The organism is Stenotrophomonas sp. 05N37, assembly GCF_056397365.1.
In genome coordinates, this window is sequence record NZ_JBFTNG010000004.1 from 149,622 (window position 1) to 166,571 (window position 16,950).

14 protein-coding genes are annotated in these 16,950 nt (G+C 69.3%); 8 read left to right on the forward strand and 6 right to left on the reverse strand.

Annotated features, from left to right (window positions below):
- Positions 1 to 37: 37 nt before the first annotated feature.
- Positions 38 to 349 carry a DUF3817 domain-containing protein gene (locus tag AC1DGC_RS13525; protein ID WP_478048192.1) on the forward strand — a complete coding sequence of 104 codons (312 nt, stop codon included), beginning with the start codon at positions 38 to 40 and terminating at the stop codon, positions 347 to 349.
- Between the two features lie 91 nt (positions 350 to 440).
- Here AC1DGC_RS13525 and AC1DGC_RS13530 read toward each other — a convergent pair whose 3' ends face one another.
- The 6 genes from AC1DGC_RS13530 to atpC all read right to left on the reverse strand — a co-directional run bounded on the left by AC1DGC_RS13530 (position 441) and on the right by atpC (position 7,037).
- On the reverse strand, positions 441 to 773 hold the full coding sequence (locus tag AC1DGC_RS13530) for a thioredoxin family protein (RefSeq protein ID WP_394162108.1): 333 nt from the start codon (positions 771 to 773) through the stop codon (positions 441 to 443).
- A complete protein-coding gene (locus AC1DGC_RS13535; RefSeq protein ID WP_478048086.1) occupies positions 745 to 1,224 on the reverse strand; it encodes a flavodoxin in 480 nt (159 codons plus the stop codon). Before AC1DGC_RS13535 ends, AC1DGC_RS13530 begins: the two co-directional genes overlap by 29 nt.
- 7 nt (positions 1,225 to 1,231) lie before the next feature.
- Complete coding sequence (locus AC1DGC_RS13540) at positions 1,232 to 2,272, reverse strand: ribonucleotide-diphosphate reductase subunit beta (protein ID WP_259202781.1); 1,041 nt, start codon at positions 2,270 to 2,272, stop codon at positions 1,232 to 1,234.
- A gap of 82 nt (positions 2,273 to 2,354) precedes the next feature.
- A complete protein-coding gene (locus AC1DGC_RS13545) occupies positions 2,355 to 4,730 on the reverse strand; it encodes a ribonucleoside-diphosphate reductase subunit alpha (protein WP_478048087.1) in 2,376 nt (791 codons plus the stop codon).
- A 308-nt stretch (positions 4,731 to 5,038) separates the two neighbouring features.
- Entirely contained in the window at positions 5,039 to 6,544 is a 1,506-nt protein-coding gene (locus AC1DGC_RS13550; RefSeq protein WP_478048088.1) for a DASS family sodium-coupled anion symporter, read from the reverse strand.
- A 31-nt stretch (positions 6,545 to 6,575) separates the two neighbouring features.
- Positions 6,576 to 7,037, reverse strand: coding sequence for an ATP synthase F1 subunit epsilon (atpC, locus tag AC1DGC_RS13555; protein WP_478048089.1), 462 nt, complete (start codon positions 7,035 to 7,037; stop codon positions 6,576 to 6,578).
- Positions 7,038 to 7,283: 246 nt separating this feature from the next.
- Here atpC and AC1DGC_RS13560 point away from each other — a divergent pair, with 246 nt between their 5' ends.
- The 7 genes from AC1DGC_RS13560 to AC1DGC_RS13590 are packed head-to-tail and all read left to right on the forward strand — an operon-like array spanning position 7,284 to position 16,891.
- Positions 7,284 to 8,483 (forward strand): MFS transporter, encoded by a 1,200-nt coding sequence (locus AC1DGC_RS13560; RefSeq protein WP_478048090.1) that lies wholly within the window; start codon positions 7,284 to 7,286, stop codon positions 8,481 to 8,483.
- Entirely contained in the window at positions 8,480 to 9,658 is a 1,179-nt protein-coding gene (locus AC1DGC_RS13565; protein ID WP_478048091.1) for an isochorismate synthase, read from the forward strand. Before AC1DGC_RS13560 ends, AC1DGC_RS13565 begins: the two co-directional genes overlap by 4 nt.
- 16 nt (positions 9,659 to 9,674) lie before the next feature.
- Positions 9,675 to 11,327, forward strand: coding sequence for a (2,3-dihydroxybenzoyl)adenylate synthase (locus AC1DGC_RS13570; protein WP_478048092.1), 1,653 nt, complete (start codon positions 9,675 to 9,677; stop codon positions 11,325 to 11,327).
- Positions 11,327 to 11,962 (forward strand): isochorismatase family protein, encoded by a 636-nt coding sequence (locus tag AC1DGC_RS13575; protein ID WP_478048093.1) that lies wholly within the window; start codon positions 11,327 to 11,329, stop codon positions 11,960 to 11,962. The genes AC1DGC_RS13570 and AC1DGC_RS13575 overlap by 1 nt, the downstream gene beginning before the upstream one ends.
- Positions 11,959 to 12,225: a phosphopantetheine-binding protein gene (locus tag AC1DGC_RS13580; RefSeq protein ID WP_259202772.1), complete on the forward strand. Its 267-nt coding sequence runs from the start codon at positions 11,959 to 11,961 to the stop codon at positions 12,223 to 12,225. Before AC1DGC_RS13575 ends, AC1DGC_RS13580 begins: the two co-directional genes overlap by 4 nt.
- Positions 12,222 to 16,133 carry an amino acid adenylation domain-containing protein gene (locus AC1DGC_RS13585; protein WP_478048094.1) on the forward strand — a complete coding sequence of 1,304 codons (3,912 nt, stop codon included), beginning with the start codon at positions 12,222 to 12,224 and terminating at the stop codon, positions 16,131 to 16,133. Before AC1DGC_RS13580 ends, AC1DGC_RS13585 begins: the two co-directional genes overlap by 4 nt.
- A complete protein-coding gene (locus AC1DGC_RS13590; RefSeq protein WP_449334345.1) occupies positions 16,130 to 16,891 on the forward strand; it encodes a 2,3-dihydro-2,3-dihydroxybenzoate dehydrogenase in 762 nt (253 codons plus the stop codon). Before AC1DGC_RS13585 ends, AC1DGC_RS13590 begins: the two co-directional genes overlap by 4 nt.
- Positions 16,892 to 16,950 lie beyond the last annotated feature (59 nt).

Genomic DNA, 16,950 nt, shown 5'->3' on the forward strand with positions numbered 1-16,950 from the left:
GTGCCGAGCCGAGCCTGCTTTGAACGCCACTCTTCCGATGCGCCCGATGGGTCGCGTATTCGCCACCGTCGCTTTCATCGAAGCACTGACCTGGGCCGGGTTGCTGATCGGCATGTACTTCAAATACCACGCCGCCGATCCCACCCCGGTGGGCGTGCGCGTGTTCGGGCCGTTGCATGGCGTCGCCTTCATGGGGTACGTGGTGGTGACCCTGCTGGCGGCGGTGCGCCTGCGTTGGCCGTGGTGGGCGGCGGCGCTCGCATTGCTGGCCGCCGTGCCGCCGCTGGTGACGCTGCCGCTGGAGTGGTGGTTCAAACGGCGCGGGTTGCTGGGCCGTCAAACGGCGTAACCACGCAACCACACCGGTAGCGCGGAGCGTTGCTCGGCTGCACGAAATGGCTCACCGCCCGGGCGACGTGGCCTTCACCTGGCGGGGCATTTCAGGCCGGCATCAGCGAGGCCAGCGCCTCACCGATCTGTTTCGGTGACTGATACCCGGCCATCCGCGCCACTTCCTGCCCGTCACGGATCAGCAGCAAGGTGGGCGTCTGGCGCAGGCCCAGGCTGCGGAAGAACACGTCGCCGATGGTTTCCAGGTGCACCTTGAGCAGCACGATGCCCGCGGCCCGTGGCGAGTCGGCGATGCTGGCCAGCGACATGTCCAGCATGCGACAGCCGGGGCAGTTGTCCTTGTGGAAATCCACCAGCACGGCGGGATGGTCGCGCAGGGCGGCGCGGTAGGCGTCAGGCGTGGCGGCGTGCAGGATCTGCATGGATAGCGGTCTCGATGCGGGCCAACACGGTGTCGGTCCATTGGTGGATGGCATGGGTATCGGCCTGGCCGTGTGGCATCTGCTCGATCTGGAGTACCGGGTGCGGTGAGCCGAAGAACCGTGCCAGGCGGTGCGCGGCGCCGCAGTAGTACTCCGGGCCCCACTGGGTTTCGCCGGTGCCGAACACGGCCACGCCGGGGCCGGGCGGCAGCCCTGCGGAATCGCGCAGCGTGGCCACGAACGCCTTCATCTCCGCCGGGGTACGGCCGGCGTTGTCGGTCCAGCAGCCCAGCAACAGCGCATCGCGTGGCTGCGCCAGTGCGGCGGTTGCATCGCCGTCCACGTCCAGCAGCTGCAACGAGTGGCCGGTTGCCTGGCAACGTGCCGCGACCCGCCGCGCCACCTCGCGCGTGTTGCCGCTCAACGATGCATAGGCCATCAGGATGCGCATGGGCGGCTCACAGATCGTCGAAGCCATTGTCCGCATTGGTCTTCTTGTAGCTGGCGTTGCGCATCTCGAAGAAGTCGGTCTTGGTCTCGGTGAAATTGTCGGCGTAGGCCTTGATCCACGGCATCACGTTGACGTTGGTATCGCTGTAGAGCTTCTCGATGCCGAGCATGCCGGCCATCTTGTTGGCGCGGTACTTCACGTAGCGGATCATCTCGTCCACGTCGATGCCGTCGATGCCGTCCAGCACCTCGCCGGTCCAGCGCGTTTCCAGCGCGATGGCGTGCTCGAACGCGTCGTGCACGTAGGCCGTGAGCGCGTCACCCTGCAGCTGCGGGTTCTCGCCGATGATGGCGCGGATCAGCTCGCTGATGAACTTGGTGTGGGCCAGCTCGTCGCGGTTGATGAAGCTGATGATCTTGCCGGTGCCGGTCATCCGGTTCTGGCGGACCAGGTTGTAGAAGAACGCGAAGCCCGAATAGAAATTGATGCCCTCCAGGATCGAGGACTGGATCAGCGAGCGGATCAGGGTCTCGGCGGTTTTCTCGCGCATGAAGTCGTCGTAGGACTGCATGATCGGCTGGTTGCGCGCCTGGATCGTAGGGTGGGTGCGCGCGATCTCGAACACGCGGTTCTGGTCGGCCAGCCCGGCGATGGAGGCCAGCACGTAGCTGTAGCTCTCGTTGTGGATCACTTCCTGCTGGCCGATGATCGCCGCGTTGGCGTGCGCGGCCGGGTCGGTGATGTACTCGGCCACGTTGTAGATGAAACGGGTCTGCGGCGAATCCAGCGTAGCCAGCAGGCCGATGATGGAATCGTAGGCGTTCTTCTCGCGCGCGTTGAGCTCGCCGTAGCCGCGTGCGTCGCCCTTCATGTCCACTTCGTCGGGAATCCAGAAGTTGGTCGACAGCTCCTTGTACGCCCGGTAGAAGGACGGGTAGGGGATGTCGTTCCAGTTGAGGATGCCGCTGGTGCGGCCATTGATGATGCCGGTGGAGCGGTTGGGGTGGCGCGGTTCGAGAATCTTGATGCGCTCGAGGGGTGTTGCCATGGGGGTATCCTGGTTATCGGTGACGTGCGTTTGCCTGGTGGCCGACCAACGGCCGGCACTACCCGTTGACGACCGGCGGTCGTCAGCTCCCACACCACTCGCATTCGGTGATGTCGATGTCGTTGGAGCGCACGTAGTAGGTCGTTTTCAGGCCCTCGCGCCAGGCGCTCATGTGCAGGGCGAGCAGGGTGCTGGCGCGGATGGTGCTGGGCACGTACAGGTTGAAGCTGATTGCCTGGTCCACGTGGCGCTGGCGGCGGGCGTTCTGGCGGATGCTGGCGAACTGGTCCAGCCGGTAGGCACCCTTTTCGTAATACGGGTAGGTCTCCAGCGACAGGCCGGGCGCGGCGACCGGGCGGCGGAAGTCCTTCTTTTCCTCGTAGTAGAACGCGCCGTAGACCGGGTCGATCGAGGCGCTGGAGCCGGCGATCTGCGCGGTGCTCATGTTCGGCGCCACCGCCAGCAGCCAGCCGTTGCGCAGGCCATGCACGCTGACCTGCGCGGCCAGCTCCTGCCAGGCCGGGCTGTCGTAACCGCGCGCGCGGAAGTACTCGCCGGTCTGCCAGTCGCTGCCGAGGAAGGTGCTGTAGCGGCCCTTCTCCTCGGCCAGGCGCATGCTGGCCTGGATCGCCAGGTAGTTGATCCGCTCGTACAAGGTATCGGCGTAGGCCTCGGCCTGTACGTCATTCCAGTGGATCTGCTGCTGCGCCAGCAGGTGGTGCCAGCCGAACGTGCCCAGCCCGATGGCGCGGTACTTGCGGTTGGTGATGGTGGCCTGCGGCACCGGCAGCTGGTTGAGGTCGATGACGTTGTCGAGCATGCGCACCTGGATCGGGACCAGCCGCTCCAGCACATCGCTGGACAGCAGGTCCGGCGCGGCGGTGACCGCACGGCCGAGGTTGATCGAGGACAGGTTGCACACCACGAAATCACCGGCCTGGCGGGTGGTGACGATCTGGTCACCGCTGATCATCTCCTGCATCAGCCGGGTCGGGCTCATGTTCTGCAGGATCTCGGTGCACAGGTTGCTGGAATACACCTTGCCGGCGTGCTTGTTGGGGTTCATCCGGTTCACTTCGTCCCGGTAGAACATGAAGGGATTGCCGGTTTCCAGCTGGCTGACCATGATCCGCTTGAACAGGTCGATGGCCTTGATCGTGCGGCGGCCGATGCGTTCGTCGGCGACGACCTCGGCATAGCGTTCGCGGAAACTGCCCTGGCCGCGCTGCTCATCGTGGAAGTCCTGCAGGTACCAGCCCTTGATCCGCTTCACCTCGTACGGATCGAACAGATACCAGTCGCCGCGCCGCTCCACCGCCTCCATGAACAGGTCCGGCAGGCACACCGAGGTGAACACATCGTGCGCGCGCAGGCGCTGGTCGCCATTGTTCAGGCGCAGGTCGAGGAAGGCCTCGATGTCGCGATGCCAGACGTCCAGGTAGACCGCGATGGCACCCTTGCGCTGGCCAAGCTGGTCCACGCTGACGGCCGTGTTGTTGAGCTGCTTGATCCACGGCACCACGCCGCCGGACGAGTTGGCCACGCCACGGATCGGCGCGCCCGCCGAGCGCACGTAGCCCAGGTAGGCGCCCACGCCGCCGCCATGCTTGGACACGCGCGCCACGTCGGTATTGGAGTCGTAGATGCCCTGCAGGCTGTCGTCCACCGTGTCGATGAAGCACGACGACAGCTGCCCGCCCACCTTGCCCGCGTTGGCCAGGGTCGGCGTGGCCACGGTCATGTACAGGTGCGACAGCGCCCAGTAGGCCTCGCGGACCAGGCGCATGCGCCGGGCGCGGGTGCGGTCGCCGCTGAGATGCTCGTTCTGCATCAGGTACAGCGCAATGGTGAGCCAGCGCTCCTGCGGCAGCTCGTACACCCCCCGGGAGTGGTCGGTGGCCAGGTAGCGCGTGGCCAGCAGGTACAGCCCGTTGTAGGCGAACAGCAGGTCGCGCTCGGGCTCGATCATCGCCCCGGCTTCCTCCAGCTCGTCCTTGGAGTACGTCTTGAGGATATCGATCGAATACACGTTGCGATCGGCGAGGCTTTCCTGCAGGCCCACGTAGGAGCCGTACTTGAGGCTGGCATCGTAGAAGCGGTTCTTGCTGGCGCGCTTGTACAGGCGGCGCAGGTAAAGGCGTGCGGCGAAGTGTTCCCAGTCCGGCGCGACCAGGTCGATGCGCGATTCGGCCTCGCGGATCAGCAGGTCGACCAGTTCATCGGCGTTGAGCTGTTCACGACGGTGCACCAGTGCCAGCACGCTGCGCTGGTAGTCGGCCAGGTCCAGGTGCGGGAACTCGGCATGCACGGCCTGGATGGAACGCAGCAGGCGCGCCTGTTCGAAGGGCATGCGCCGGTTGCCGCCTTCCTTGCTGATCCACAGGCCCGGCTGGCTGCCGCTGGCAATCGCCTCCAACTGCGGGGGTGTATCGGTAACGGTGGTGTCTTCGTTGATCATCGGGAGTCCATGCGGTGCGCAGATGTCGCGTCGCGATGCGGGCATCGCGACGGCCGGGCGGGCGTCATGGAGGCAGGGGGATCGTCCGCGGTGTTGACCGAGGAGGGGGCTCGCTTCCAGGCGCTGTTCGGGTGGTCATGCCGTGCAGCCGAGGGGGCATGCAAGGGCGTGACGGGGAACCGGGCCTGGCGGAAGCGGGGAGCCGATAAACACAACATAGTGTGGGTCTGCCTCATCGTCAACATCATATGTTGGGTTGAGGCAGTGCCGGGCGTGACCAAACGCCGCAGCGGCGCGAGGGCGCAGGATCACCAATAGCCGAGCACTTTCCACCACGCGCCGCCGATGACGGCGAACACCAGCAGTTCGAACACGCACATCAGAAATCCGACCCGCCACCAGGTGCCCAGGCTGACGTACCCGCTGCCGAAGATGATCGGCGAGGTCCCGGTGGCGTAGTGGGTGAGCGTCATCATGATCGCCGAGCCGGCGGTCATCATCAGCATGAAGGGCACCACGTAGTCGGCCGGAATCAGCAACGCACCGACGCCGAGGAAGGCCAGCAGCATCGCGCTGATGTGCGCGGTGGTGCTGGCGAACAGATAGTGCGAAAACACGAAGGCCAGCACCAGCACCGCGGCGATGGCCTGCCAGCCCATGCCGCTGGCGACGATGGCGTGCTTCATGCCCTCGGAGAACCAGCCGATGACGCCGAGCTTGTTGAGCTGCTCGGCCATCATCACCAAGGCACCGAACCAGACCAGCGTGTCCCAGGCGCTCTTCTCCGACAGCACGTCGTCCCAGTCGAGGGTACCGGTGATGATCAGCACGAACAGCCCGAGGAAGGCGACGACGGTCGGGTCCAGTGTCCAGGCGGGCCCGAACAGCATGGCCGGCACGTTCGCCCACAGCACCAGCAGCAGGCCGAAGGTGCCCATCATCACCTTCTCCCTAGGCGCCAGCGGCCCCATCCTTGCCAGTTCGCCACGCGCGAAGTCGACCGCATCGGGCGTGGCTTTCAGTTGCGGCGGCGACAGCAGGTAGATCACCAGCGGCATCAGCAGCAGGCAGACCAGGCCGGGCACCAGCATGCACAGCGCCCAGGTGGTCCAGCTGAGGTGCAGCTGCTGGCCGGTGGCCCTGGCCACGTAATCCACCACCAGCGGATTGGGCGCGGTCGCCGTGACGAACATCGCCGAGGTGATCGGGTTGGCGTGGTAGTTGACCAGCGCCAGGTAGGTGCCGACCTTGCTTTCGGTGCCCTTGGCCGGGTCCGAATCGAACGCATTGGCGATCGAGCGCATCACCGGGTGCACGATGCCGCCGCCGCGCGCGGTGTTGCTGGGGGTGAACGGGGCCAGCACCAGCTCGCATATCGCCAGCCCATAGCCCACCCCGAGCGTGCGCTTGCCGAGCAGGGCGATGAACATCAGCCCGATCCGACTTCCCAACCCGGTCTTTTTCAGCCCGCGCGAAATCAGGATGGCCACCACGATCAGCCAGATCAGCGGGCTGGCGAAACTGCCGAGGGCGTCGGTGATGGCCCCCTTGGAGGAACTGGACGTGACCTGGGACAACGAGACGATCACGATCGCCATCAGCGCCATCACCCCGATCGGCATCACCTTGAGGATGATCGCCACGATGGTGGTCAGGAAGATCGCCACCAGTCCCCATGCCTTCGGCGTGAGCCCGTCGGGGCAGGGCAGCAGCAACAGGGTGACCAGCACCGCCGTTGCGATCAGGGCAGGCACCAGCCGGAACGGCACGGCGCCATTGAAATAGCGGAACAGGTCCTGCAGTCGCTTGAGCATCGCGGGAGTCCTTGCGGGCAGGGCGGCGGTGTTACTTCCAGGGCAAGGCGCGCAGGTGCTGACCGCGCAGCCAGGCGAGTTCGGCATGCACCTTGGCGTTGTCCGGGTCGGTCAGCTCGGCGGCCATCGGCGCGCTGGCCGCCTCGCGCGCGGCGCGGGCCCGCGCGTCGTCGAGGTCCTCACTGCGCAGGCCGAGGTCGGCCAGCACGATCACCCGGCCAGGTTGCACCTCCACATGGCCGCCGGACACATAGACATGCAGGGGCGGCTCGGCACCGACCGGGAACACCGAGACCATGCCCTCGCGCAGCGTGGCCAGCAGCGGCGCGTGCTGGGCCAGCACCCCGAAGCGTCCTTCGCTGCCGGGCAGGCTGATCTCACGCACGTCGCCGCTCCAGATTTCGCCGGTCAGGCTGATGATCTGCACGGCCAGGCCGTGCGCTGCATCGGCGACGATGCGGGGGAGGGCAGTGCCGGGTGGGAGTGACGCCATTGCAGAGGCCGTGGTGGGGTAGGGCCAGCTTAGTCGCGTCGCTGTGTGTGCGTGTTGATCGACATCAATGCCGTGGCAAGGCTGCGGCGTGGATGAACGCGCGGGCGCACCTCGGCCAAATCGCGAATACGACCTGTTATCATTTGTGCGGATAGCCACGTCGATGCACATCGTCGAAGCCGATCAGTCCGACGCGCCGCGCTGCCGCGCCGCGCGACCTTTCCTTGATTGGCGTGGTGGTGGTGCATGGGTGAGCGTTCGGTGGTGCCAGGGTTGCCTGCCCTGGTCTTTGCGGCCTTGACCGGGACGATGGCGATGATGGCCTTCGTCGCGGTGATCGGCCCGGTAGTGCGCTTGCTCGGCCTGGCCGAGTGGCACGCCGGGTTGTCGGTGACCTCCGCGGGCGTGCTGTGGATGCTGTCGGCACGCCGCTGGGGCGTGCTGAGCGACCGGGTCGGGCGCAAGCGCGTGCTGCTGATCGCACTGGCCGCCTATGTGGTGATCTACGTGGCCCTGGCCGTGTTCGTCGACACCGCGTTGGCGCGCCCGCCCGCGCTGTGGCTGTCCGTCGCGGTGCTGGTGGGCACGCGTGCGCTGGTCGGCCTGTTCTATGCCGCGGTGCCCCCGACCGCGGCGGCGCTGGTTGCCGACGGCGCCGCGCCCGGGCAGCGCGCTGCCGCCATGGCCAAGCTCGGCAGCGCCAATGCGCTGGGCATGGTGGTGGGGCCGGCGGCCGCAGGCTGGATCGCCTTCCAACAGTTGTCGCTCACCCTGTACGTCGCCGCCGTCCTGCCGCTGCTGTCGTTGGCGGTGATCGCCTGGCGCCTGCCCGCCGACGCACCGCGCACCCCCGCCAACACCGCCCCACGCACCCCCCTGCACTGGGCCGATCCACGCCTGCGCCTGCCGATCCTGGCGGTATTCGCGGCCATGGTTTCGGTCACCATCGCCCAGGTGACCGTGGGCTTCTTCGCCATCGACCGCCTGCACCTGTCTCCGGCCGATGGCGCGCGTGCGGCCGGGCTCGCGCTCACCGCGGTGGGCGTGGGCCTCATCCTGGCGCAGGGACTGGTGATGAAGCTGACCGGCGTGCCGGCGCGTCGCTGGATCGCCATCGGCGCGTTGATCAGCGGCGTGGGCTTCGCCTCGGTGGCGCTGGTGGAGAGCCGTTGGGCGCTGCTGGCCGCGTACGCCGTGGCCGCGTTCGGGATGGGCTTCGTGTTTCCCTCGTTCCAGGCATTGGCCGCCGATTCGGTCCAGGCCCATGAGCAGGGCGCCGCCGCCGGTACCGTGGCGTCGGTCCAGGGCCTGGGCATGGTGATCGGGCCGATGCTCGGCACGCTGCTCTACCAGTGGCGGCCGAGTGCGCCGTACCTGTTGGTGGGCGCCTTGCTGGTGCTGCTGTCGATCGCGGCGCTGCGCCACCGGGCGGGGGCAGCGGCATGAACGAGGTGCTGCACCCGGGTGCGTCCCACGTCGATGCCGGCGTGTGCGTCGCGCAGGCCAGCGATGCCACCCCGTTCCTGCTGCGCGCGCCGCTGCGCTCGCTGGAGGCGCACGGCTGTCGCGCGCCGCTGCCGCGCGGCAGCCTCGCCACGCTGGCCGACCGCGTGGCCGCCTTCTTTGCCACGCCACGCGCAGGCCTGCCGCTGCTGGTCGGTGCGCTGCCGTTCGATCCGGTTGAACACGATGCGCTGCACCAGCCGCAATGGCTGTCCAGCAACGCCACCACCACCGCGCCACCCGCACCGCGTTTTGCCGGCAGCATCGCCGCCGAGCCCAGCGCCGCGCGCTATGCCGACAGCGTGGCGCATGCATTGACCGCCCTGCGGCAGGCCCGGCCGGCACTGCACAAGGTGGTGCTGGCACGCAGCCTGCACCTGCGCTGCGACCCGCCGGTCGCGCCGCGCGAGCTGGCCACGCGCCTTGGGCATGACGCCAGCGTGGCCACCTACCTGGTGCCGCTGCCGGTCGCGGCCGATGCGGCACCGGCGTGGCTGGTCGGGGCGACGCCGGAACTGCTGGTCTCGCGCCGCGGCCGCGAGGTGCTGTCGCATCCGCTGGCCGGCTCGGCGCGCCGCAGCAGCAATCCCGACGACGATGCACGTACCGCGCAGGCCTTGCTGGCCTCGGCCAAGGACCATGACGAGCACCGCCACGTGGTGGAGGCCATCGTCGCGGCGCTGTCGCCGTGGTGCGCGCGGATCGAGGCCGAGCCGCGTCCATCACTGCACGCCACCGCCACCATGTGGCACCTGGGCACGCGCATCACCGCCACGCTGGCCGACGCGACGACATCGGTCGCCAGCCTGGTCGCGGCGCTGCACCCCACGCCGGCGGTATGCGGCACGCCGCGCCAGTTGGCGCTGGATACCATCCGGGCACTGGAGCCGGTGCCGCGCGGCTTCTACGCCGGCGCCGTCGGCTGGATCGATGCCGAGGGCGATGGCGACTGGTACGTGGCGATCCGCTGCGCACGCCTGCAGGGCGACCACGCGCGCGTGTACGCCGGCGCCGGCATCGTTGCCGACTCGCAGCCGGCGCTGGAAGTTGCCGAAACCGCCGCCAAGTTCGGGGCCCTGTTGAACGCGCTCGGCGTGGACCAGGTGCCCGCCTCATGAATAACCGGAGTTGCTGATGACTGCTGCCCCCACATCCGCGCTGGTGCCGCTGCGCCAGACCTGGCCGCCCGGATCGGTGGCGCGCTACCGCGCCGCAGGGTATTGGACCGGGGAGACGTTCCCCGGCTTCCTGCGCGACCGCGCCACGCGCTACCCCGATGACATCGCGGTGGTGGGGGGGTCGGTACGCCTGAGCTACGCCGCCCTGTGGCAGGAGGCCGGCCGGATCGGCGCGGGGCTGCTCGCGCGCGGGCTGGTGCCGGGCGACCGGGTGGTGGTCCAGCTGGGCAACGTCCCCGAATTCGTGAGCGTGGTCTGCGGCCTGTTCCGGGCGGGGCTGGTGCCGGTGTTCGCCCTGCCGGCGCACCGCATCACCGAGGTCGGCCATGTGCTGCGCAAGGCCCAGGCCCGGGCCTACATCGCTGCGGCCGTGCAGGATGGCTTCGACTACCGCACGCTCGCCCGCGAACTGCAGGCCGCCGAGCCGGCGCTGCAGCACGTGCTGATCGTCGGCGATGCCGCCGAGTTCACCGCCGTCGACGCGCTGGCCGGGGACGACACCGGCCTGCCGGCCGATCCAGACCCGCAGTCCGTCGCGTTCCTGCAGTTGTCCGGCGGCAGCACCGGCCTGTCCAAGCTGATCCCACGCACCCACGACGACTACATTTATTCGTTCCGCGCCAGCAACGAGATCTGCGGCATCGACCGCAGCAGCGTGTACCTGGTCGCACTGCCGGCCGCGCACAACTTCCCGATGAGCTCACCCGGTTTCTTCGGTGCGCTGTACGCCGGTGCACGGGTGGTGCTGAGCCCCGGCCCGGGGCCGGATGCGGCCTTCCCGTTGATCGCGCGCGAGGGCGTGACCTGCGTCGGCCTGGTGCCGCCACTGGCATTGCTCTGGGCCCAGGCCGCCGCCACGGGTACGCACGACCTGTCCAGCCTGAAGGTGCTGCAGGTGGGCGGCGCCAAACTGGTCCCGGAGGCCGCCCGGCGCGTGGTCGATGCGCTGGGGTGTACGTTGCAGCAGGTATTCGGCATGGCCGAAGGACTGGTCAACTACACCCGCCTGCATGATCCGCTGGAGGTGGTGCTGACCACGCAGGGCAGGCCGATTTCGCCGGATGACGAAGTGCTGGTGGTCGACGACCACGGCCACCCGGTCGCCGCGGGCGGCATCGGCCACCTGCTGACGCGCGGCCCTTACACCATCCGCGCGTACCACAATGATCCAGCCGCCAATGCGCGCGCCTTCACCGAAGATGGCTACTACCGCACCGGCGACATGGTGCAGCAGCTGCCCGGCGGCTACCTGGTGGTGCAGGGACGGGCAGGCGACCACATCAACCGCGCCGGCGAAAAGATCTCCGCCGAGGAAATCGAAGACCACCTGCTGGCGCATGCCGATGTCTTCGACGCGGCGGTGGTGTCCATGCCCGATGCCTACCTCGGCGAGCGCAGCTGTGCTTTCGTGATCGCGCGTGACACGCCGCCGAGCGCGGCCAGCCTCAAGGCTTGGGTGCGCGGACGCGGCCTGGCCGCCTTCAAGGTGCCCGACCAGGTGGTGTTCGTCGATGCCTTCGGCACCACGGCGGTGGGCAAGGTCAGCCGCCGCGAACTGCGTGCGCAGCTGCGCGCGCGTTACCTCGAAGAGACAGGAGAACCGCGCTGATGGCGCTGCCGAAGATTTCCCCCTATCCGCTGCCGTTGGCCAGCGAACTGCCGGTCGGGCGCGGCCCCTGGCAACCGCGCAGCGAGCGCCTGGGCCTGCTGGTGCACGACATGCAGCAGTATTTCCTGGCCGCTTTCGACGCCGACAGCGCACCGCTGGCACCGGTCCTGGCCAACATCGCGCGGCTGCTGGCGCACTGCCGTGCACGCGGCATTCCGGTGTTCTACACCGCCCAGCGCGGCAACCAGGACCACCGCGACCGTGGCCTGCAGGCCGACCTGTGGGGGCCCGGCATGCACGCCACGCCGGATCACGAACCCATCGTGGCGGCGCTGGCCCCGGCGGCTGGCGACCACGTGCTGGTCAAGCACCGCTACAGCGCCTTCCAGCGCAGCAATCTGGAGACCCTGATGCGCGCCCGCGGCCGCGATCAGTTGCTGGTGACCGGTGTCTACGCGCATATCGGCTGCACGGCCACGGTGAGCGAGGCGTTCCAACGCGACATCGAGGCCTTCATCGCCGCCGATGCGGTGGCCGACTTCTCGCGTGCCGACCATGACCTGGCCCTGCACCTGATCGCCCGCACCTGCGGCGTCCCGCTCACCACCGCGCAGCTGCTGGAGGCACTGGCATGACCCCCGACACCCGCAGTGCGGCACTGGACATCGAGCGCATGCGCGCCGACGTGGCCGGCATGCTTGGCGAAGCCCCCGAGGCGATTGGCGACGATGACAACCTGATCGACCTTGGCCTGGACTCGATGCGCGTGCTGGGGCTGGTGCTAGCCTGGAGCAACACTGGCATCGCGCTGGAGTTCAGCCACCTGGCCGAGCACGCCACCCTGGCTGGGTGGTGGCGCGTGGTGCAGCGGCTGCAGGCCAGCACCGAGCGCGCATGAGCGACATCACCCCCGTTGCGTTGACCGAGGCGCAGGCCGGGCTGTGGTACGCCCAGCAGTTGGCGAGCGAACCGGCCGCGTTCAACACCGCGCACGTGCTGTGGATCGACGGCGCGCTGTCGCTGCCGCGGTTCATCGCCGCCTGCGACACCGCGGCGGCAGAGGCGCAGGCGCTTGCGCTGCGGTTCGCGACCGATGACGCGGGCCAGCCACGGCAATGGCACGATCCCGCGCAGGTGCCCGCGCTGCAGGTGGTGGACCTGACCGCACAGCCCGACCCGACGGCGGCGGCACGTGCGGCGATGGACCGGGATCGGTTGCTGCCGGTGCACCCGGCCCGCGAACGGGTCGCCCGGCAATGCCTGTTCGTGCTGGGCGGGCAACGCTACGCGTGGTACCTGCGCGTGCATCACCTGGCCACCGATGGCTACGGCATGGCGGTGTTCAGTGAGCGGGTCAGCACGCTGTATGCCGGGGAAGGGCACGACAGCCCCGCGCTCGCAGCGCTGGCACCGGTGCTGGCCGAGGACACCGACTATCGGCACGGCGAGCGGCGGGCGACGGATGCCGCGTACTGGCAGCAGTACATGGCGGGGGCGCCGGCCGCCGAGGGGCTGGCGGGCGCCGCTGCCGCCGCCGCGGCCGACGCGCTGCGGCAGGTCCGCGACGTGCCCTTTGCACTGCGGGCGCGGCTGCATGGCGCCGCCCAGCAGATCGGGCAGCCCTGGCCAGACCTCCTGGCCGCATTCGCGGCCACGTACTGCCGTCGCTTCAGCGCGCTGGACGAGGTGGTCGTGGGCGTGCCGTTCATGGGCCGCTTGGGCAGTGCCTCGGCGCGTGTTCCGGCCATGGTGATGAACGTGCTTCCGCTGCGGGTGGGCGCGGCCGACGACAGCGTGGCCGGCGTCGTGCGCACGATCGCGCGCGACCTGCTGCGCGGCCGTCGGCACGGCCGCTACCGCGGCGAGCAGCTGCGCCGCGACCTCGGCCTCATCGGCGGCCAGCGCCGCCTGTTTGGGCCGTTGATCAACCTGCAGCCGTTCTACCGGCCGTTGCCGCTGGCCGGCGTGCAGGCGCGGCTGGAAGTGTTGGGCACCGGCCCGGTCGAGGACATCACATTCGGCTTCCGCGGCGATGGCCACGCGCTGCTGGACCTGGAAATCGAGGCCAACCCGGCGTTGTACACGGCCGAGACGGTGGCCGCGCATGCCGAGCGCCTGCTGCACTTCATCGCCTCCGCCCTGGACGTGCACGACCAGGGCGGGCGGATGGAGGACATCGCCCTGGCAACGCCTGCCGAGGCGCATCGCCATCTGGTCGAGCTCAATGCCACCACGCATCCCGTGCCGGAGGTGACCTTGAGCGCGCTGCTGGCGGCGGCGATGCACGCCAGCCCGGACGCGACCGCGCTGGTGTTCGGCGATGCCCGGCTCAGCTATGCCGCGCTTGAGCAGCGCAGCCGTGCCCTGGCCCTGCAGCTGCAGGCGCAGGGGGTAGGGCGGGAATCCACGGTGGCGGTAGCGCTGCCGCGCTCGCTGGAACTGCTGGTCGCGTTGGTCGCCGTGCTGCGTGCGGGGGGCGCCTACCTGCCGCTCGACCTTGCCCACCCGGATGATCGCCTGGCACGGATCCTGGCGTCCGCGCAGCCGGTCTGCGTGCTGGCCGCCGGCGACGACGCGCAGCGTTTCGGCAGCGTGCCGGTGCTGGCGCCAGCGCACTGGGCGACGGCCAGCGACAAGGCACTGGTCGACGCCACCGCGCTGCACGACGCGGCCTATGTCATCTACACCTCCGGCTCCACCGGCGAGCCCAAGGGCGTGCTGGTCGAGCACCGCGCCATCGTCAACCGCTTGCTGTGGATGCGCAGCCATTACGGCATCGGCGCCGATGAGCGCATCCTGCAGAAGACCCCGGCCACCTTCGACGTGTCGGTCTGGGAGTTCTTCCTGCCACTGCTGTGCGGCGCCACGCTGGTGATCGCCGCGCCCGGGCTGCACCGCGATCCCGTCGCATTGGCCGGGTTGATCCGCCACGCGCGCATCACCAGCGTGCATTTCGTGCCCTCGATGCTGGACGCCTTCCTGGCCGTGCCCGCGGTGCGCGGGTTGCAACTGCGCCGCGTGTTCACCAGCGGCGAGGCACTGGAGCCGGCGCTGCGCGATCGTTTCCACGCCACCGTTGCGGCGGAACTGCACAACCTGTACGGCCCGACCGAGGCTGCGGTGGATGTGAGCTGGTGGCCGGCCGGCCGCGAAGACCATTCGCAGCCGGTGCCGATCGGGCACCCGGTCTGGAACACCCGTCTGTACGTGCTCGATGCGCGCATGCGCGCCTTGCCTGCCGGCGTGCCCGGCGATCTCTACCTGGGCGGGGTGCAGCTGGCGCGCGGCTATCTCGGCCGCGACGACCTCACCGCCGAGCGCTTCATCGCCGATCCGCACGTGCCCGGCGGCCGGCTGTACCGCAGCGGCGACATCGCGCGATGGCGCGCCGACGGTGCACTCGAGTACCTCGGCCGCAGCGACCAGCAGGTCAAGTTGCGGGGCCTGCGCATCGAACTGGGCGAGATCGAGGCCGCGCTGCATGCGCAGCCCGGCGTGACGCGGGCCGAGGTGATGCTGCGCGAGGACCGGCCCGGCGACCGCCGGCTGGTGGCCTACGTCTCCGGCACCGCGCTGCACATCGAGCGGATGCGTGCCGGGATCGCCGCGCGCCTGCCCGACTATATGCTGCCCAGTGCCCTGGTCGAGATCGAACAGTGGCCGGTCACCGCCAATGGCAAGCTCGACCGCACCGCGCTGCCCGCCCCAGCAGCGCAGGGGCCCACCGGCCGTGCGCCGCGGACGGCAAACGAACAGGTGCTGGCCGGGCTGTTCGCGCAGGTGCTGGGCCAGGATGCGCCGGTCGGCGCCGACGCGGACTTCTTCAGCCTGGGCGGCGATTCACTGTCTGCGGTGCACCTGCTGCTGGCGATCCAGCAGCATTGGCGGCGCGACCCCGGCCTCGGTGCGGTGTTCTCGCACCCGACCGTCGCGGGCCTGGCTGCGCTGCTGGACGCGCCGTCGGGCGACATCGACCACGGCCTCGCACCGATGATCACCCTGGCCGCTGGCGAGCCGGGCAGGGCGCCGTTGTTCGTGGTGCACCCGGCGGGCGGCATCGCGTGGAACTACCGCGACCTGGCCCGTGCCCTGCAGCCTGCGCGCAGCGTGCATGGCCTGCAGTCACCGGCGCTCGACCCGGCAGACCCCTTGCCCGACAGCATCGACGCGCTGGCCGCCACCTACGTGGCGCGCGTCCTGTCCGTGCAGCCGGAGGGCGCTGTGCACCTGCTGGGCTGGTCGGTCGGCGGGATCATCGCCCAGGCCATGGCGGTACGCCTGCAGGCGCTCGGGCGCACGGTGGGTGAGCTGGTCCTGCTCGATGCCTACCCCAGCGAATGCTGGCGTGCCGAGCCGGCCCCCGACCCGATCGCCGCCCTGCGTGCCCTGCTGGCGATCGCCGGCCACGATCCCGATGCACATCCCGAACTGGACAGCCGCGCGCGCATCCTGGCGTTCCTGCGCCGCGGCGAAAGCGCACTGGGCAACCTGCCCGACGCCGTACTCGACGGCGTGGTGCGCGCCGTCACCGGCACCAACAGCCTTATCCGCGCACATCACCATGGCCGCTACGGCGGCCGGCTGCGGCACGTGCGCGCTGGCCGCGACCACGCCGCACGCCCGCATCTGCACGCCGCGCTCTGGGAGCCGCATGCCGGGGAGGTGGATGCGCATGAACTGCCGTTCCTGCACGCAGAGCTGACCGGCCGCGACGCCGTGGCGCAGCTCGCGCCGTGGCTGTCGCGCCATCTGCAGCGCTGGGACACCCCCACCGTGATTGCATCAAAACAGGATAGTCCCGCATGAAACTGACCGGATTCGACGGCACCCTGGCCCTGGTTACCGGCGCGGCCGGCGGCATTGGCGCGGCGCTGGTGCAGCTGCTGCTGGACAGCGGCAGCGTGGTGATCGCCACCGACCTCACTGCGCCGGACGCCCCCGTACATGCCAATCTGCACGCCAAGGCGCTGGACGTAAGCGACGCTGCGGCCGTGGACGCATTGGTCGCATGGGCCGAAACCACGCTTGGCCCGATCGGCTTCTGCATCAACGTTGCCGGCGTGCTGCAGGTCGGCACGGTGGAACAGATCGATGACGCGCAGTGGCGGCGCGTGTTCGCGGTCAACACCGACGGGGTATTCCATGTGTCGCGCGCGTTGGCACGGGTGATGACGCCGCGGCGTCGCGGTGCCATCGTGACTGTCAGCTCCAACGCCGCCGGTGTGCCGCGCCACGGCATGGCGGCCTATGCCGCGTCCAAGGCGGCCGCCAGCATGTTCACCCGCTGCCTGGGGCTGGAACTTGCCCCGCATGGCATCCGCTGCAACATCGTCGCCCCGGGCTCCACGCTGACCCCGATGCAGACCGGCATGTGGCAGGACGCGGACGGCGCCCGGCGGGTGATCGACGGCAATCCCCTGACCTACAAGGCCGGCATCCCGCTGCGCAAGCTGGCCACGCCGGACGATATCGCCCAGGCAATCATGTTCCTGCTCTCCGATCAGGCCGGCCACATTGCGATGAGCGACATTTACGTGGACGGCGGCGCAACGCTGCGGGGATGAGCTCCACGGCTCGGCGTGAGTCGTCCTGCCGCAGGGGCGGTTCGGCACGCGATCCCCAT

What these genes read in the sequence shown, in the direction of transcription:
- AC1DGC_RS13525 (WP_478048192.1), top strand. Translation starts at nt 38, where the DNA reads ATGCGCCCGATGGGTCGCGTATTCGCCACCGTCGCTTTCATCGAAGCA.
- AC1DGC_RS13530 (WP_394162108.1), bottom strand. Translation starts at nt 773, where the DNA reads ATGCAGATCCTGCACGCCGCCACGCCTGACGCCTACCGCGCCGCCCTG.
- AC1DGC_RS13535 (WP_478048086.1), bottom strand. Translation starts at nt 1,224, where the DNA reads ATGCGCATCCTGATGGCCTATGCATCGTTGAGCGGCAACACGCGCGAG.
- AC1DGC_RS13540 (WP_259202781.1), bottom strand. Translation starts at nt 2,272, where the DNA reads ATGGCAACACCCCTCGAGCGCATCAAGATTCTCGAACCGCGCCACCCC.
- AC1DGC_RS13545 (WP_478048087.1), bottom strand. Translation starts at nt 4,730, where the DNA reads ATGATCAACGAAGACACCACCGTTACCGATACACCCCCGCAGTTGGAG.
- AC1DGC_RS13550 (WP_478048088.1), bottom strand. Translation starts at nt 6,544, where the DNA reads ATGCTCAAGCGACTGCAGGACCTGTTCCGCTATTTCAATGGCGCCGTG.
- atpC (WP_478048089.1), bottom strand. Translation starts at nt 7,037, where the DNA reads ATGGCGTCACTCCCACCCGGCACTGCCCTCCCCCGCATCGTCGCCGAT.
- AC1DGC_RS13560 (WP_478048090.1), top strand. Translation starts at nt 7,284, where the DNA reads ATGGGTGAGCGTTCGGTGGTGCCAGGGTTGCCTGCCCTGGTCTTTGCG.
- AC1DGC_RS13565 (WP_478048091.1), top strand. Translation starts at nt 8,480, where the DNA reads ATGAACGAGGTGCTGCACCCGGGTGCGTCCCACGTCGATGCCGGCGTG.
- AC1DGC_RS13570 (WP_478048092.1), top strand. Translation starts at nt 9,675, where the DNA reads ATGACTGCTGCCCCCACATCCGCGCTGGTGCCGCTGCGCCAGACCTGG.
- AC1DGC_RS13575 (WP_478048093.1), top strand. Translation starts at nt 11,327, where the DNA reads ATGGCGCTGCCGAAGATTTCCCCCTATCCGCTGCCGTTGGCCAGCGAA.
- AC1DGC_RS13580 (WP_259202772.1), top strand. Translation starts at nt 11,959, where the DNA reads ATGACCCCCGACACCCGCAGTGCGGCACTGGACATCGAGCGCATGCGC.
- AC1DGC_RS13585 (WP_478048094.1), top strand. Translation starts at nt 12,222, where the DNA reads ATGAGCGACATCACCCCCGTTGCGTTGACCGAGGCGCAGGCCGGGCTG.
- AC1DGC_RS13590 (WP_449334345.1), top strand. Translation starts at nt 16,130, where the DNA reads ATGAAACTGACCGGATTCGACGGCACCCTGGCCCTGGTTACCGGCGCG.